This is a genomic window from Polaribacter sp. SA4-10 (genome assembly GCF_002163835.1).
Classification (GTDB): domain Bacteria; phylum Bacteroidota; class Bacteroidia; order Flavobacteriales; family Flavobacteriaceae; genus Polaribacter.
Map to the genome: position 1 here is coordinate 3,394,311 of NZ_CP019331.1, position 16,444 is coordinate 3,410,754.

The 16,444-nt window shown below is 28.6% G+C and carries 16 protein-coding genes; 8 read left to right on the forward strand and 8 right to left on the reverse strand.

The window, feature by feature from the left end; translation table 11 throughout:
* Positions 1 to 18 precede the first annotated feature (18 nt).
* Positions 19 to 1,011: a UDP-3-O-(3-hydroxymyristoyl)glucosamine N-acyltransferase gene (lpxD, locus tag BTO04_RS14905; protein WP_087565251.1), complete on the forward strand. Its 993-nt coding sequence runs from the start codon at positions 19 to 21 to the stop codon at positions 1,009 to 1,011.
* A gap of 88 nt (positions 1,012 to 1,099) precedes the next feature.
* Here lpxD and BTO04_RS15285 read toward each other — a convergent pair whose 3' ends face one another.
* Positions 1,100 to 1,273 (reverse strand): hypothetical protein, encoded by a 174-nt coding sequence (locus BTO04_RS15285; protein ID WP_157662482.1) that lies wholly within the window; start codon positions 1,271 to 1,273, stop codon positions 1,100 to 1,102.
* A gap of 452 nt (positions 1,274 to 1,725) precedes the next feature.
* Between BTO04_RS15285 and BTO04_RS14915 the strand changes: the two genes are divergently transcribed.
* Positions 1,726 to 2,598, forward strand: a complete 873-nt coding sequence (locus BTO04_RS14915; protein ID WP_087565441.1) for an OmpA family protein — start codon at positions 1,726 to 1,728, stop codon at positions 2,596 to 2,598.
* A gap of 89 nt (positions 2,599 to 2,687) precedes the next feature.
* Here BTO04_RS14915 and BTO04_RS14920 read toward each other — a convergent pair whose 3' ends face one another.
* Positions 2,688 to 5,585 (reverse strand): FAD-binding and (Fe-S)-binding domain-containing protein, encoded by a 2,898-nt coding sequence (locus BTO04_RS14920; RefSeq protein WP_087565253.1) that lies wholly within the window; start codon positions 5,583 to 5,585, stop codon positions 2,688 to 2,690.
* Between the two features lie 324 nt (positions 5,586 to 5,909).
* Positions 5,910 to 6,368: an Lrp/AsnC family transcriptional regulator gene (locus tag BTO04_RS14925; RefSeq protein WP_087565254.1), complete on the reverse strand. Its 459-nt coding sequence runs from the start codon at positions 6,366 to 6,368 to the stop codon at positions 5,910 to 5,912.
* 153 nt (positions 6,369 to 6,521) lie between these two features.
* On the opposite strand from BTO04_RS14925, the gene BTO04_RS14930 reads away from it, so the two are divergent.
* From BTO04_RS14930 to BTO04_RS14940, 3 genes are all read left to right on the forward strand, one after another.
* The gene (locus tag BTO04_RS14930) at positions 6,522 to 7,328 is read left to right on the forward strand and encodes a DUF1338 domain-containing protein (RefSeq protein WP_087565255.1); all 807 of its coding nucleotides are present in this window, start codon (positions 6,522 to 6,524) and stop codon (positions 7,326 to 7,328) included.
* Between the two features lie 574 nt (positions 7,329 to 7,902).
* On the forward strand, positions 7,903 to 10,395 hold the full coding sequence (locus BTO04_RS14935) for a M14 family metallopeptidase (RefSeq protein WP_198342083.1): 2,493 nt from the start codon (positions 7,903 to 7,905) through the stop codon (positions 10,393 to 10,395).
* A 136-nt stretch (positions 10,396 to 10,531) separates the two neighbouring features.
* On the forward strand, positions 10,532 to 10,690 hold the full coding sequence (locus tag BTO04_RS14940) for a YqaE/Pmp3 family membrane protein (protein WP_076686390.1): 159 nt from the start codon (positions 10,532 to 10,534) through the stop codon (positions 10,688 to 10,690).
* Here the strand turns inward: BTO04_RS14940 and BTO04_RS14945 are convergent.
* The 5 genes from BTO04_RS14945 to BTO04_RS14960 all read right to left on the reverse strand — a co-directional run bounded on the left by BTO04_RS14945 (position 10,687) and on the right by BTO04_RS14960 (position 14,209).
* Positions 10,687 to 11,025 carry a tRNA-binding protein gene (locus BTO04_RS14945; protein ID WP_087565256.1) on the reverse strand — a complete coding sequence of 113 codons (339 nt, stop codon included), beginning with the start codon at positions 11,023 to 11,025 and terminating at the stop codon, positions 10,687 to 10,689. The two genes, BTO04_RS14940 and BTO04_RS14945, sit on opposite strands and share 4 nt — an antisense overlap.
* Positions 11,026 to 11,027: 2 nt before the next feature.
* Complete coding sequence (locus BTO04_RS14950) at positions 11,028 to 11,495, reverse strand: DUF962 domain-containing protein (RefSeq protein WP_087565257.1); 468 nt, start codon at positions 11,493 to 11,495, stop codon at positions 11,028 to 11,030.
* Between the two features lie 67 nt (positions 11,496 to 11,562).
* A complete protein-coding gene (locus tag BTO04_RS15435; protein ID WP_198342084.1) occupies positions 11,563 to 11,712 on the reverse strand; it encodes a hypothetical protein in 150 nt (49 codons plus the stop codon).
* Between the two features lie 1,127 nt (positions 11,713 to 12,839).
* Positions 12,840 to 13,721 (reverse strand): peptide chain release factor N(5)-glutamine methyltransferase, encoded by an 882-nt coding sequence (gene prmC, locus BTO04_RS14955; RefSeq protein WP_087565443.1) that lies wholly within the window; start codon positions 13,719 to 13,721, stop codon positions 12,840 to 12,842.
* Positions 13,718 to 14,209: a GNAT family N-acetyltransferase gene (locus tag BTO04_RS14960; RefSeq protein WP_087565258.1), complete on the reverse strand. Its 492-nt coding sequence runs from the start codon at positions 14,207 to 14,209 to the stop codon at positions 13,718 to 13,720. Before BTO04_RS14960 ends, prmC begins: the two co-directional genes overlap by 4 nt.
* A 52-nt stretch (positions 14,210 to 14,261) precedes the next feature.
* Here BTO04_RS14960 and BTO04_RS14965 point away from each other — a divergent pair, with 52 nt between their 5' ends.
* From BTO04_RS14965 to BTO04_RS14975, 3 genes are read left to right on the forward strand one after another with little or no spacing between them, the layout of a single operon-like run.
* Positions 14,262 to 14,726: an LEA type 2 family protein gene (locus BTO04_RS14965; RefSeq protein ID WP_087565259.1), complete on the forward strand. Its 465-nt coding sequence runs from the start codon at positions 14,262 to 14,264 to the stop codon at positions 14,724 to 14,726.
* Positions 14,727 to 14,762: 36 nt separating this feature from the next.
* Entirely contained in the window at positions 14,763 to 15,842 is a 1,080-nt protein-coding gene (ribD, locus tag BTO04_RS14970; RefSeq protein WP_087565260.1) for a bifunctional diaminohydroxyphosphoribosylaminopyrimidine deaminase/5-amino-6-(5-phosphoribosylamino)uracil reductase RibD, read from the forward strand.
* A complete protein-coding gene (locus BTO04_RS14975; protein WP_087565261.1) occupies positions 15,835 to 16,443 on the forward strand; it encodes an HAD-IA family hydrolase in 609 nt (202 codons plus the stop codon). Before ribD ends, BTO04_RS14975 begins: the two co-directional genes overlap by 8 nt.
* Position 16,444: the final 1 nt, after the last annotated feature.

Below are 16,444 nucleotides of genomic sequence, written 5' to 3' on the forward strand. Positions count from 1 at the left end.
AAATATAAAAAATTATCTATGAAACTATTCACTGTTGAAGAAATTGCCTCACTTGTTAAAGGAGAATTAGTAGGGAATTGTAAACAGAAAATACATGCGCCAGAACAAATTGAAAAAGCGAAAGAAGGGAATGTTACTTTTATTGGAGGTGCTAAATATGTAAAGTTGTGGGAAAAGTCAAATGCTAGTATTGCAGTAGTTTATGACAGCATAAAAATAGCACCAGGAGATGGAAAAGCATTTATAAAAGTAAAAAATCCTGATTTAGCAATGGCAAGTTTATTAGAAGCTTTTGAACCAGATCCTCCTCATTTTGAAGTTGATATTCATCCAACAGCTGTAATTGATAAGACCGTAAAATTAGGACGTAATTGTAAGGTTGGTGCTAATTGCTTTGTAGGAAAAGATGTTGTTTTAGGAGATAATGTAATATTATACCCAAATGTTACTGTTTTTGATGAAACATCTATTGGAAATAATACAACAGTTTGGTCTGGAACTGTAATTAGAGAGCGTACTGAAATAGGAAGCTATTGCATTTTTCATACGAATGTTAGTATTGGTGCAGATGGTTTTGGTTATAGACCAAGTGATGATGGAAGAGGGTTAGTTAAAATAAAACATATTGGCAATGTTGTAATTGGCAACGGAGTAGAAGTTGGTGCAAATTCCTGTATAGATAGAGGTAAATTCAGTTCTACCATTTTAGGTGATGGTTGTAAAATAGATAATTTAGTTCAAATAGGTCATAATTCTGTTTTAGGTAAATGTTGTATTATGGCAGGAAATAGTGGGTTGGCGGGTTCAGTTACCTTAGGAGATGGAGTTATTATTGGAGGAAGTGCTTCAATAAAAGACCATACAACAATTCATTCTGGCGCAATAGTTGGTGCAGGATCTGGTGTTATTAGTGATGTTGCAGCAGGACAAACTGTAGTTGGTTATCCAGCTTGTGATTCAAGAGAAAAAATGAAACAATGGGTAGCTTTACGTAAATTAGGAAGAAGTTAGAATCATGTGACGCCCTAATATATTACTACACTTAATACAATATTAGGACGTCACATAGTTCTTAATTTACTTCAGATTTTTACTGTTCTTACTTTAAAATAGTATGTATACTTTCTAGTTGTTCAGTAGAAAAATCCTTGTTTTCAGTTGCTTTCATACTATCTAAAATTTCAGGTAATAGTAACCCACTATTACCTTTTCTTTTGTAATTTATCTTTTTATAGCGATTTTCATCTGCTATGTCTTTTGCCTTTTTACTCATAATTTTGATATACTTTTTCTAAACCCTAAAGTAGCTAATAAACTAACAATAGGAATGATTGTAAATGTTGATATTCTATAATTGTAGGGTTTTTGCCTAACATATAACCGATAAATAATTATATAAAATGTCTGATGTAAAACCTACTACAAAAGTAATACGGACTAAAGTTCCTGTCATTTGTAAAGGAGTTTTTGTCTCTTCAATACAAGTCTTTTAAACAATACAGTCTCAACGTCATAAAGGTAAAACTTGTAAATGATAAAAAGATTGATTGTTTGTTAAAAACTCCGAATCCTAATATTACTGATGCTAAGACCTATATAGAAAAATTTAGTAAAATTATTTTTGATGGAATAAATTTAAATTTAAGTAAGTATAATTTTTTCTTATTTATTTTACTGGATTAAATATATTAAATGCGTAATATTGAGGCCAATAAAAACAAAGAAATGAAGAATTTACTATTACCATTATCAATTATTATCTTGATGACATCATCTTGTGTGTCTAAAAAAAAGTATGTAGAGCTAGAAACAAGGCATACAGATGTTACAGGGAATTTTCAGAAATTGGAATTAAAGTTTGATAAAATTGAGAAAAGAGTTGAAATTTATAATAAAAAGATAAATTCTTTAAAAGGAGATAATGTTACTTTAGAAAGTGATAATGTTACTTTAAAAAGAGAAAATGCTTTAAAGTTAGACATGGTAGAAGGTAAGGCTGTAGTTTCTAAAGAAACAAGAAGCTTAATGAATAAAATATTGTCAAAAATTGATCCTAAAAAACTTGCTACTGCAAAGACATTAAAAGATTCTTTAGATTTAGCAGTTTCTTACTCTTTAGTAACAAAAACGTTGGATAAATCTGAGTTTAATAACTCTGAAGATATAGATATTAATATCGAAGAAACTGTAGTTATGATTTCTATTTCAGATAAATTACTATTTAATTCAGGTAGTTATCAAGTTAAAAAGAGTGCTTTAAAGTTGCTTGCTAAATTGGCAGTTATCATACAATCTGAACCTAGCATAGATGTTATGATTGAAGGTCATGCAGATTCTAAGACTATCAAAAACGAAAGTGTAAATGATAATTGGGATTTAAGTGTAAAAAGATCGACTTCTATCGTTAGACTACTTCAAAATAAATTTGATATTGAAGGAAGTAGATTAATTGCTTCAGGTAGGGGAGATACGATGCCTTTATTACCAAACACAAGTAATGAAAATAGAGCAAAAAATAGAAGAACTAAAATTATTTTATTACCGAATTTAAATAAGTTTTTTGCGTTGTTAACGGAAGAAGGAGTAATAGAGAAATAAAAAAAATATATTTTATTTAATAAGATATTAAAGTATCGCTTTTTAAAAAGCGATACTTTTTTTTTATAAAATATATTTACAGAGATGCATTAAATTAATGCTTCTTTTAAAATAGTAATAGGGTGCTTTGCAATTCGTTTTGTCCCGTCAAAAATTTGATGCCTACAACTTGTTCCTGCCGCAGCAATTTCTGTGTCTTCACTACAATTTCTAACTTTAGGAAATAAAGTATCTTCACCAACCTGCATACTAACTTCATAATGTTCTTTTTCATAACCAAAAGAACCAGCCATTCCACAACAACCAGTATTCATAATTGAGACATTATAGTTCTTAGGAATGTTTAACATTTGAAAACTTGAATAAGTACCAGACAATGCTTTTTGATGGCAATGCCCATGAATTTTTAAAGTTTTAGATTTTGTTGTAAAAAGGGTTGTATCAATTTTTTCATTTTCTAATTCTTTTGCCAGAAACTCTTCAAAAGTAAAAGCATTTTTTGCAATTTTTTCTGCAGATAATTTATCATCAGCAAGTCTTAAATATTCATCTCTAAAAGTTAAAATAGCTGATGGTTCAATTCCTACTAACGGAGTTTTATCAGTAATAATATCTTTAAAAATAGTAATATTATTATTACAAATTGCTTTCGCTTCTTTTAAAAACCCTTTAGAAATATGGCTTCTTCCGCTTTCATCATGCGCAATATTTTTTACTTCATAACCTAGTTTTTCTAATAAAACTACTGCATCTTTTCCAATTTCTGTGTCGTAAAAATTCGTAAATTCATCATTAAACAAGTAAATAGCTTTTTTAGAAGATTTTGGTTGATGCTTTTTAAGCCAACTATCTAAAGTTTGTTTTGCTAATTTAGGTACTTTTCTCTCAACTGCAACTCCCATTACTTTTTTTGCTAATGTGGTATTTGTAAAGAAGTTTGTTATTGATGGAAATATACTTCCTAATTTATTGTATTTAGCGTTATTAGCAAATAATGTACTTCTAAAAGAATACCCATTTGTTTCTTGATATTGATATAAAAATTCTGCTTTTAAAGCAGCAACATCTACATTACTGGGACATTCTGAAGCACACGCTTTACAACTTAAACATAAATCTAAAACTTCTTTTAATTCTTTAGAATCAAACTTATTTTTAGCTTCATTATTTGTTAAAACATCACGCAACATATTGGCTCTTGCTCGTGTAGTATCTTTTTCGTTTTTTGTAGCTCTATAACTTGGGCACATGGTTCCGCCAGCAGAAGCCGGTTTTCTACAATCTCCAGAACCGTTGCATTTTTCAGCCAATTTTAAAATACCTTCACTATCAGAAAAATCTTGAATTGTTTTAATTATTGGTTCTTTTCTGTCAACCTCATATCGAAGACTTTTATCCATAGGAAAAGCATCCGTAATTTTTCCTTTGTTAAAAACGTTATTTGGATCAAAAGCTTTTTTAATTCTTCTTAATAGTTGATAGTTTTGTTCACCAATCATTAAAGGAATAAATTCTGCACGTACAATTCCATCTCCATGTTCTCCACTAAAAGAACCTTTGTACTTTTTAACCAGTTCTGCAGTTTCTGTGGTAATTTTTCTAAATAAAACTACGTCTTCCTTTTTCTTTAAATTTAAAATAGGACGTAAATGTAATTCTCCAGCTCCAGCATGTGCATAATACACAGCGCTTTGCTGATGTTTATCCATTATTTTGGTAAACTCTTCAATATAACTAGGTAGATCTTCTAGAGCAACTGCAGTATCTTCTATACAAGCAACAGCTTTTTTATCACCAATCATATTTCCTAACAAACCTAAACCTGCTTTTCTTAAATAATGCACTTTTGGAATGTCATCTCCATAAACTTTAGGGTGATGATACCCGAAATTATTTTTTTCTAAATCTGCAATTAAATTATCTGCCAAAACTTCTGCTTCTTCAATAGTATTTGCAGAAACTTCTAACATTAACACAGCTTCAGGATCTCCTTTTAAGAAGAACCTGTTTTTAGCAATTTCTCTGTTATTTTTTGTACAATCTAAAATGGTTTTATCCATCAATTCACAATTATATAAATTGTGATTCATTGTTGTAACAGTAGCTTTTAAACTCTCATTTATACTTGTAAAATGAGAACAAACCATAATACTTTTCTGTGGAGGTAAAGGATCTAATTGTAGGGTGATATTTGTAGAAAAAGCTAATGTTCCCTCACTTCCAGAAAGAAATTTTGCAACATTAATTGTTGGTGCTGTTCCGCCAAACAAATCTGAAGTCAAAAATTCATCTACAGCATAGCCTGTATTTCTTCTATGAATTGTTGCTTTTGGAAATTGATCTATAATCTCTTTTTGTGCAGCTTCTGAAGAAAGTTCATCAAAAATAGTTTTATAAATTTTTCCTTCTAAAGTGTTTTCTCTTGCTTTTTGTTTGAATTCTTCTGATGAAATTTCTTTAAACGTAGCCAGTGTTCCATCACTTAAAATAGTATCTATACTTAACACTTTATCTCTGGTAACTCCATACCTGATTGATGTACTTCCTGAAGAATTATTACCAACCATTCCTCCAATCATACATCGATTAGAAGTTGAGGTGTTTGGACCAAAAAATAATCCAAAAGGTTTTAGGAATAAATTTAATTCGTCTCTAATAATTCCAGCTTCTAATGTAATTATTTTTTCTTGCTCATCAAAAGAAACAATATTTGTAAAATGTTTAGAAACATCAACTACAATGCCATCTCCAACACATTGTCCTGCCAAAGAAGTTCCTGCAGTTCTAGGTATTAATGTTGTACTATTCTTGTTTGCAAAAGCAATTAATGCTTGTATATCTTTTACGTCTTTTGGATACGCAACAGCCAAAGGTGTTTTTCTGTAAACAGAAGCATCTGTTGCATAAATTGTTTTGTGTAAATTATCAAAAAGGACATCACCAGAAAGTGAATCGTTTAAGATTTTTAAAGTAGCATTATCGATCATTATTTACAATTGAATATGGACGTCTTTCTAACTACAAATATCTTAATAATTATTTTGAAAACTAGCTAATCAAGACTGTAATCTTAAGTTTTATGAGTTCTGTTGTTTATCCGTTTAGAATGGTGCTTTTTTTAATTTTTATGTATTTTTTTTATAAAAACAGTTCCTTTTTCTCAGTTTTAGTTTTCCTCTATTTAAAATTATAAGTTCAAACTTAAAAAGTTTGTATTTATAATTTTTGAGCATTTTTTTACTTGATCAAGTAAATTTTTCTAAAGCTTTGTCTACTGGCGTATTTTGCAATCTAATTTTTATCGTTATTAGTTATTTAAACGGAATATTTCTTTTAAAGCCACTATCAAAACAAAGAAAACTGTCTGTGCCGGCAACTCCATTTATTAAGTGGACTTGCTCGTATAAAACTTCACGAAGATGTTCATTGTCTTTTGCGAAGATTAATATAAAGATGGCATAATTACCAGAAACATAATTACACTCAACAATTTCTTCTATTTTTGTAAGCTCTTCCATAACAGATTTCGCAAAACGAGCTTCACGAAGTCTAATTCCTGAGTAAGATTTAGTTTTGTAACCGAGCTTTTTTTCATCAAAAATAAATTTGGCATCCATGATAATACCTGCTTCATGTAATTTTTTAATACGCTGATGTACTAGGGAATTAGAAATTTTTAATTCTTCGGCGATTTGTGAGTATGCTTTTCTTGCATCTGACTGTAATTTTAATAAAATCTGTTTATCTATATAATCAATTTGACCTTCCATCCTACAAGTGTAGTGTTAAATAATATCAAATTGACATTAATAGCGTTTATAATGATTTAATTAATTAAAAATGAATTATTTTATAATAAATTCAATTATTATGTGCTTCTAAATAAACTAAATTGGTTTATTTTTGCAAAAAAAAAAGTATAAATGTCATTAGTACAAATATTCGAAAAACTTTGGAAGGAATACGCAGAAAGAACTCCTTCTGCACTTAAGATTAAGGACTTATTTATAAACGAAGGAAATGAGGTTTTTAATGATCATGTAGCTATTAGAACTTTTGATGATAAACGCATAAATATTGAAGTTTTAGCAACTCCGTTTTTAGAAGCTGGTTATGTAGAATGTGGTGATTATCATTTTGAAAAAAAGAAATTATATGCCAAACATTATGAGCATTCAACTGATAAAAATGCACCAAGAGTTTTTATAAGTCAGTTATTAATCAAAGAGTTTTCTGAGGAGCTGCAAGCAATTGTAAAAAACATGATTGATGCCATTTCACTTGAAGATTTAAATTCTTCTGAATTGATTTTTAAAGGACGTTTGTGGGAACAACCTTCTTTTGAGTTGTATGAAAAATTACAGGCAGAAACTGAGTATGCAGCTTGGATGTATGTAAATGGATTCTGTGCAAATCATTTTACTGTAGATGTTAATAAGTTAGATAACTTTGACTCTCTGCAACAAGTAAACGAATTCTTAAAAGAAAACGGGTTTATGATGAATACATCTGGTGGAGAAATTAAAGGAACTCCTATAGAAATGTTAGAGCAGTCTAGTATTTTAGCAGATAAAATTTCGGTTGAATTTTTAGAAGTAACAAAAGAAATTACTTCTTGTTATTATGAATTTGCATTCCGTCATCCAATGAATAATGGAGACTTATATTCTGGTTTTATTGCAGGGTCTGCTGATAAAATTTTTGAAAGTACTGATATGATATTATCATAAAAAGAAGTCTTTATATATTAAAATCAACATCCTCGTGTTACTTTATCGGGGATAGTTGATCTAGTTTTTTTCTACAAAAATAAAATCACATTACAATATCATTTTTGAAAATGTACGGTTTAGAAATATCTTTGTCATCAATTAACTGACGTATATCTATTTCAATCCCTCTACTTAGATCGTTTATTGGCAAAGCGTTCGTACCACTTTTAAAGGGGTTTTGGTGTTTTATTCAATTTTTTCTATGGTATGAATAACCTTTATTCATCAACTCTTTTAGATGTTTAGATTGTATTCCTACAAGTTGGGATGGTTTGTTGCCTTTTGCAAAAAAAAGCTTTAAATTGTTTTGAAAATTCATGGTTTTATAGCTGTTTTAAGCCAGTAATATCTAATAAAGTAATAGGAATTGTGCCCATTAATAGGAATAATAATACTTCTCTTTTGGACCGTTTTAGCATTTTTTTTATAGGGATATTTTTTGTTTTACATAAACTTTTAAATCAATGTTAAAGAACCAAGGATAACCTTTTTGAATTCCTATATTTGTTAGATAATCAAACTATTACTTCCTATGAAAAAACTAATTGTACTTTTTTTATTACTCTCTATTTCTATATCAGCTCAGAAAGTTGATCTATCTTATTACCTACCAAGTGAAGTTTACAATTCAAGTATTCCAACACCAGAAAGTGTAATTGGTCATGAAGTGGGTGAGTGGCACATAACACATGACAAGTTGGTAGAATATATGAAAGCTTTAGCAAAAGCTTCTGATAGAATTTCTATAGAGAATAGAGGAACTACTTTTGAAGGAAGACCATTGTTATTGTTAACAATTACATCGCCAGAAAATCATCAGAATTTAGAAAACATTAGAAATAAACATATAGAAGCTACAGATAATTCATCTGTTGATATTTCAAATGATCCAATTGTTGTGTATCAAGGATTTTCAATTCATGGAAATGAACCAAGTGGTTCTAATGCGGCTTTAGCGGTGGCGTATTATTTAGCTGCTTCTAATAGAATTGATGACGTTTTAAAGAACACCGTTGTTTTATTTGATCCTTCTTTTAATCCAGATGGGTTGCAACGTTTTGCATATTGGGCAAATACAAATAGGAGTAAAAATATTAATCCAGATCCTAACGATAGAGAATACAGAGAGGTTTGGCCAAGAGGAAGAACAAATCATTATTGGTTTGATATGAATAGAGATTGGTTGCCAGTTCAGTTACCAGAAAGTAAGGTGAGAATTGCTACTTTTCATAAATGGTTGCCAAATATTTTAACAGATCATCATGAAATGGGAAGTAATTCTTCTTTCTTTTTTCAGCCAGGAATTCCAAGTAGAACACATCCTTTAACTCCAAAAATGAATCAGGAGTTAACAAGAGAAATAGGAACATATCATGCAAAAGCATTAGATAAAATAGGCTCTTTATACTACTCTGAAGAGAGTTTTGATGATTTTTACTATGGTAAAGGTTCTACATTTCCAGATATTAATGGAAGTATTGGTATTTTGTTTGAACAAGGAAGTTCTAGAGGTCATGCACAAGAAACTGTAAATGGAGTTTTAACGTTTCCATTTACAATAAGAAATCAGTTTACAGCTGCATTATCAACGATAGAAGCAGCTAATAAAATGCGAACTAAAATCTTAAAATATCAACAAGATTTTTATAAAAATTCTAGAGACGCAGAAACTAAAAAAGCAATTGTTTTTGGTGACGAAAAAGATGCCGCAAAAAGTTATCATTTGGCTGAAGTTTTAAAACGTCATCAAATTAAAATACACGAATTAAAAGCTAATTTTTCTTCAAACGGAAAAAACTTTAAAAAAGGATATAGTTATGTAGTGCCAATGGATCAGAAAAATCAACGATTGGTAAAAGCGATGTTTGATGTAAGAACAAAATTTCAAGATAGTTTGTTTTATGATGTTTCTGCTTGGACTTTTAATTATTCTTTTGGAGTAGATTTAGCTGAAAATATATCATTAAATAAAGCAGGAAAAGAGATTGTAGATTTACAAATGAAACAGGGAAATGTTTCATTTAATAGTAGCAATGGTTATTTAATGTCTTGGAATGAATATTACACACCAAAGGCTTTAAATAAGATTTTAAATAAAGGGATTAGGGCTAAAGTTTCAATGAAAAACTTTAAAAATGGAGGAAATAGTTATGATTACGGAACTATTTTTATTCCGGTTCAAAATCAGAAATTAGATCAATTAGAATTGTACCAGTTTTTAAGTAAAGTTGCGAAAGAAAATCATTTAAATATTAACGGAGTTTCTACAGGATTAAATGACGGAATAGATTTAGGTTCTAACAATTTTAGTAATATTAAACCACAGAAAGTTGCTATTTTGGTTGGTGGAAATATGGCTAGTAGTGATGCTGGTGAAGTTTGGCATTTGTTAGATCAGCGCTTTGATATGAAATTAACAAAATTAGACATGTCTTATGTTTCAAGAGTTAATTTGAGTAAGTACACAACTATTATTGTTCCTAACAGTTACTCTTTTTTTGATAAAGCTATTGAAGAGAAATTAAAAACTTGGGTTAAAAATGGTGGAACTTTAATTGGGTATAGAAATACAGTAAAATGGCTGTCTAGCAAAAAATTTATCGACTTAGAATTTAATAAAACTAAAATAGATACAATAGAGAGTGTATCTTTTGAAAATAAATCCTTAAAATCTGGAGCACAAGTTATTGGAGGAGCAATTTTTGAAGCGAAAATAGATCGTTCTCATCCAATTAATTTTGGGTACAAAAATGATAAGTTGGCATTATTTAGAAATACAACAGTTTTTATAAAAGCAGATAAAAAGAGTTTTAACAACCCTATACAATATACAAGTAATCCATTATTGAGTGGGTATATTTCTAAGGAAAACATGAAGGAACTAAAAAATACAGTTCCGTTTAAAGTGCAACGTTTAGGAAAAGGAAAAGTAATTGTTTTTACTGATAATACAAACTTCAGGGCTTTTTGGTACGGAACCAATAAGTTAATGATGAACGCTATCTTCTTTGGGGATAAAATGTAGGGTTTAGTTTTAAATTTTCAAAGGTTCAAAGGTGAAGAATTAATGTTTATCGTTTTGAACCTTTGTATCTTTTTTTAAGAGTTGTAACAAATTTAATAGTTAAACGTCTTATTTGTATAACCAATTAATTATTTAAATGAGTTTTTTTAGAGTTTTATTTGCTATCATTTTTCCACCACTTTCTGTTATAGATAAAGGTTGTGGTTCTTTTTTTATTATTTTCTTACTTACACTTTGTGGATGGATTCCTGGAGTAATAGGAGCGTTAGTAATTTTAAATAATCCTAAGAATTAAGAAACCTGCTCACCATTTTTAGTAGGCTTAGAAGCTTGTAATAAAACTACGTTTCCATCAGTATTGTATACACCTAAAATTAAACACTGACTCATAAAATTCGCAATTTGTCTCGATTTAAAGTTTACAATTGCAGTTACTTGTCTGTTTAACAATTCCTCCTTTGAGTATAAGTCGGTAATTTGTGCGCTCGATTTTTTTGTCCCTAAATCTCCAAAATCAATAATTAATTGATATGCTGGTTTTCTTGCTTTTGGAAAATCATTTACTTCTATAATGGTTCCAACTCTAATATCAACCTTTAAAAAGTCTTCGAAAGTAATTTCTTCTGTCATAATTATGTCTTCTTAGTCCCTAATTTTTTAATCACCCAAAGAGGGCCAATCAATAAAAATTGTAAATCTTTAATAAAAGAAGGTTTTTTACCTTCTACTTTATGTCCGTAAAACTGACCAATCCAAGCAAATACAAAAATTAAAATAGAAATAATGGCTAAGTTTCCATTTTTACTAATCCAATAATTTCCAATAATAGACACTGCTGTAAAAAGAAACATTTCTATAAAATGCCAAAAACCTAAACGTAAATAAAAGATTAGCATGATTACAGCAACAACGGTTGCCCAATTTTCTAAAAACGGATTGTAAATACCAAAAAAGTTTTCTAAAAACTCAGTAGGAATGCTCATAAGCAAGCCAATTACACTAAAAAATATAGCAGGAACGCAGATAAAATGAATTAATATATTGGTTTCGTTTTTATGACTTACAGCATACTCATCAAACCATTGTTGTGCAGTTTTCATCTTTAATAAAATTAGAGTTTAAAAATAGGTCTTTTAAATTAAAAAACTCCAAAATGAATTTTAGAACTTATTTCCAGTTTTTACGAATCATTAATTGCGCTATATGTGCAAAATGATGATTGCAGTGCCAAGCATAAATTTCTACATTTTCTTTTTTGTTACTATTATCAGGAATATTAGGAGATCTTATTGTATGTTTTTGTTGCTCTAAAGTCATTTACTCTTTTTTAATTTCTCGTAATATTGTATCAGCATTTCCATTATCGAAATCTAAGAATAATAATTTTCTGTAATTTATATTGTTAATTTAAACTATTCATTATAATAAATTTAAAGGCAATATTTATTAAAAAACAAAACAGGCTAAGAAAGCTCTTAGCCTGTTTTTGACTTTGATAAACCCCCACAGAATATCAAAGCTTAAAAGAGTATAGTTTTTGAATAAACTATATATTTTTTTATACTGATGTAAATATCACTTAATAATCTAGAGTTACCTAAAAATACTAGGGTAGTTTTTCCCACCCATTTGTATTAATTAACTGTAAATCAGGTATTTAATTTTTAGTTTAATTTTGTTTTTATTTAATGGTTTTTATAAATATGATCTTTTATCGTATTTTTTAATATAAATAATTCTCACAATATTCTTGTTTTAATTACTTCGTAATACACAAAAGGGTACCTAATGATAAAAAAGAACAAAAGAAACAATCAATAAATATTCTAAAACATAAAACCTTGTAGGTGGTATTTTTTTATATATAAAATACTAAAAAACCATAATATTGGGAAATCGAGATACAAATTGCATTTCCTATAGTAATAAGTATGAATTTTACTGTGACAGAATAACAAGTATATAGTATTAATACGTTGAAGGAAAATGAAAAATAGTTTTGTAAATATTGAATGCTCTACGTTCAGATTTAAAGACTTAATGGAAAATAGTAGGAACAAAATTTCTTTAAAGATGTAATAAAGAATTCTAAAAGGTAATAATTACTGTTAATTGAAATCAATATTTGCATTTAAATAGTTAGAGCTAAAAAATTAGGAGATGTTTTTTTAAAACCTGCGTTTAAAACATTTCTATATGGCTAAGATTCCTTTGCTTTTTTTATTTAACTTAATTTCTTCTGCCTGTAAACTACTTAGAAAGAACAAACGAAAATTAGAAAGTATTTTTGAAGAATATTGACATTCTTAATTTGTGCTATTAAAAGTTAGGTTGACTTTAAAAAGTTTACTAATTTTATTAAAATGAGTACTAGTTGACATTATTTTGATTAGTTAAGCGAAATATGGCTTCAGTAAAAGTACTTAGATTAGAATAGTTTTTTGCTAATCTAAACAAAAACGGGTGTTAATACTCGTTTTGATCATTCTATCATTTCCAAATAAATCTTTTCTTAATTCAATGTTTTTGAATCCTTTTTCTTCTAACATTTTCACTGTTTCTTTTCCTAAATATTGATTGATTTCAAAAAATAACAACCCATTTTTAGTAAGATGATTTTTAGCTAAATCAGCAATTTTAGTATAAAAAACTAAAGGATTATTATCATCTACAAATAATGCTAGATGGGGTTCGTTTTCTAAAACATTATTTTTAATTTCCTGTTTTTCAAGTTCACGAACATAGGGTGGATTAGAAATAATAATGTCAAATTGTTGCTGCAATTTTTCTGTTTGTAAAATATCAGTTTCTAAAAAATCAATAACTACAGTATTCAATTTTGCGTTTTGTTTTGCAATTTTTAAGGCTTTAGAAGAAATGTCTATTGTAGTAATTTTTGCATTAGGTAAATTCTTAGCTAAAGAAATAGGAATACAACCAGTTCCTGTTCCAATATCAAGAATTGATAATTCTGAAACATTTGAATCTGCTATTTTTGCAACTTCATCTAAAACCCATTCAACCAATTCTTCTGTTTCTGGTCTTGGAATAAGCGTATTTTTATCAACTAAAAAAGGGAATCCATAAAATTCAGTTTTTCCTAGAATATATTGTATTGGTTCTTCTTTTATTAATCGTTCTATTATCGCTTTTAATTCTTGTAAGATATCATCAGAAAGTTCAAATTCAGGTTTTAAAACAGTATCAATTCTTTGTAGCTCAAGTTTTTCTTCTATCAACAAAAAGAAAAAAGTATCTATTTCTGTCTGTGGATAAATTCCTGACAGTGCTTCAGTACAAAAAGCTCTAAATTCTTTTAAAATCATATTTTTTTTATCATCCAAACGTTACAAGAATAATGTCCGGTATTTCCAACTGGTTTTTCTAAAGAAGTAAAGCCATATTTTTTGTACAATTTCTGAGCAGAGTGCATATAAGGCATGGTTTCTAAATAGCAGTTTTCAAACCCAAATTCTTTTGCTTTTTCTAAACAAGTAGATATCAATTTTGTGCCAATTCCTTTTCCACGAACTAAAGGCAAGAAGTACATTTTTTGCAACTCACAAGTATTGCCTTTAAAATTATCTAATTGTGCAATTCCTGCTCCACCAATAACTTTATTATTATGTTCTACAACAAAGTAAATAGATTTTTCTTTTTGATAATTTTCAAACATTTCGTCTGTAGCCCTATCTTCATAGGCTGTTCCAACTTTTGGTACATTTAATTCTACTAAAACATTTCTAATTACTTTAGCAATTTCAGGATTGTCTTTTGGTAGGATTTCTCTAATGATAAAATCTTGAGTTGTCATTTATTACTGTATTTTTGCACGAGCAAGTTACCTAAAATTTTAAATTTTTTTAATGAAAAAGTTACTATATTTTTCTGTTTTATTTTTATTGATAAGTGGTTGTTCAGTCAAAAAGAAGCCTGTTTTTATAAAGGTTGATAATATTAAGGTTTTAAGTTTTAAATCGGATACAATTAAATTAAAAGCAGCAGCTTTTTTTGAAAATCCAAACAATGTTTCTGGTACGTTTTCTACTGATAAAATTAAAGTAATTGTAAATGGGGAAGAGGTTGCACATGTTTTTTCTGACGAATTTAAAGTACCAGCTAAAAAAGAGTTCATAATTCCTTTAACTGCTTATATTCCTACGAGAAAGATTTTTGAAAATAATAAAAATGGAATTTTAGGAGGATTGTTAAATTCAATATTAAATAAATCTGTTAAAGTACAATTTAAAGGAAATTTAAAATATACTGTGTTTGGCTTTACAAAAGATTATATTATTGATACAACTGAAGAAATTAAGATTAAATTTTAAATAGATTTACCTCATCCTATCATTAAAAATTAGAACATTATTAACCATCAATTATACATAAAACGTTGTTTGCAAATTGCTAAAAACGGAATTGGAACTTCGCGTCCAAATCCTTCCGTGGGTGCAGTGATTGTTTATGAGAATAAAATTATTGGCGAAGGTTTTACATCTCCTTACGGAGGAAATCATGCAGAAGTAAATGCAATAAATTCAGTAAATAATAAAGCACTTTTAAAAGAAGCTACAATTTATGTAACCTTAGAACCTTGTTCGCATTTTGGCAAAACGCCACCTTGTGCAGATTTAATTGTAAAACATCAACTTAAAAAGGTGGTAATTGGTTGTGTAGATTCTAATAGTTTAGTTGCTGGTAAAGGAGTTGAACGATTAATTAATGCAGGTTGTAATGTAATTGTGGGTGTTTTAGAAGCTGAATGTAGAGCTCATCACAAGCGTTTTTTCTGTGTTCAAGATAAAAAAAGACCATTTATTATTCTAAAATGGGCAGAAACTAAAGATGGATTTATAGCTCCAGTTTATCCTGAACTTGTTTCAGAAACAAAAAATAATGAGACTTTGAAACCAGTTCAAGGCAAGCCAATTTGGATTACCAATACATATTCGCAGCAATTAGTTCATAAATGGCGAAGTGAAGAACATGCAATTTTAGTGGGAACAAATACTGCTATTGTGGATAATCCTAAATTGAATGTTAGAACTTGGTCTGGAAATAATCCTATTAGAATTGTATTAGATAAAAGACTACGAATTTCTGAAAATGCAAGTGTTTTTGATAAAAGTGTAAAGACAATTGTAATTACTGAAGTTGAAAAAAGAGGAAGTGAAAACTTGCTTTTTAAGCAAATAGATTTTTCAAAAAAGATAGGTTCTCAAGTTTGTCAAGTTATGCAAAATCAGAATATTCAATCTGTAATAATTGAAGGAGGAACACAAACCTTACAAACTTTTATTGATGAAAACCTGTGGGATGAAGCAAGAGTTTTTACAGGTGATGTTGCGTTTGGAAAAGGAGTGAAGTCTCCTAGCTTTAAGAGACAATCTTCACACGAAATAAACATCAAAAACGATGTTTTAAAAATATATAAAAATGATTAAAAACATTATTTTCGATTTTGGCGATATTTTTATCAATTTAGATAAAATGGGAACCTATAAAGCGATGGCTCAATTAGGCGTTACAGAAATTTCTGAAGACATGATTTCTGTATATCATCAATATGAAAAAGGATTAATTTCTACTTCAACCTTTATTTATTTTTATCAGAAAAAATTTCCTCAAATTAAAGAAAACCAACTCGTTGATGCTTGGAATGCTGTGTTGTTAGATTTTCCTAAAAAGAGATTAGAATTTTTAAAAGAATTGTCTAAAAATAATGATTATAGATTGTTTTTGTTGAGCAATACGAACGATTTACATATTTCTTGGGTTCAGAATTCTTTAGGTGATTTGTTTTACAATGAATTTAAAAATTGCTTTGAACAGTTTTATTTATCGCATGAAATTAATTTTAGAAAACCAGATTCAGAAATTTATGAATTTGTATTAAATCAAAATAATTTAGTAGCAAATGAAACTCTTTTTGTAGATGACTTAAAAGAAAATACAACTGCTGCAAATAAATTGGGCATTCATGTTTGGAATTTAATTCCTGGTGAAGAAGATGTCTTGGAATTATTTACTAAAAACCACCTATAAT